This is a genomic window from Mesorhizobium sp. M7A.F.Ca.US.014.04.1.1, from assembly GCF_003998745.1.
Classification (GTDB): domain Bacteria; phylum Pseudomonadota; class Alphaproteobacteria; order Rhizobiales; family Rhizobiaceae; genus Mesorhizobium; species Mesorhizobium ciceri.
Map to the genome: position 1 here is coordinate 1 of NZ_RZRW01001448.1, position 464 is coordinate 464.

Genomic DNA, 464 nt, shown 5'->3' on the forward strand with positions numbered 1-464 from the left:
ATCACTGCATCGGGGGCCGGCATTCGATCGGAACGGAAATGGATTGCGCCTTTGCAGCTAAATCCTACGGAGCTAGTTCTTGGTGAGCGGGTCCGTGAGCCTATGGCTCCCTAATCACTTAGAAGCTAGACGGCACGACGCTCGGTGAGGTTTTACGAAAATGGTCTGGGGAGACTGAACTCGAGCAGACCGTTGTGAGCCACGGCGATGTCATTCGCGAAAGTGTCGATCAGGTCGCGCGAGTAAGTCTGGCGCCTGTTGCGCCCTGGTTGAGCCGCACTATTTGGCATAACGCAGCAACTCTGAACGCGCGGGACAGCTATGTGCAATGACTTGTCTGATTGCGATACCGCTTTCAACCCCTCTTAGAAGCGTCGCAGCGCCACGACGCTGGGCGGCTATGCGTGCCGCCACACCTTTACGGCGGAGATCAGCAAGATCGCCGCGAGCGCCGGCAATAAAAG

At 57.3% G+C, this 464-nt stretch carries 1 protein-coding gene; it reads right to left on the reverse strand.

Annotated elements, in window-relative coordinates:
- Nucleotides 1–279: 279 nt before the first annotated feature.
- Nucleotides 280–464, reverse strand: a 185-nt coding sequence (locus EOA22_RS38460; RefSeq protein WP_206521596.1) for a hypothetical protein, incomplete at its 5' end; no start/stop codon positions are given.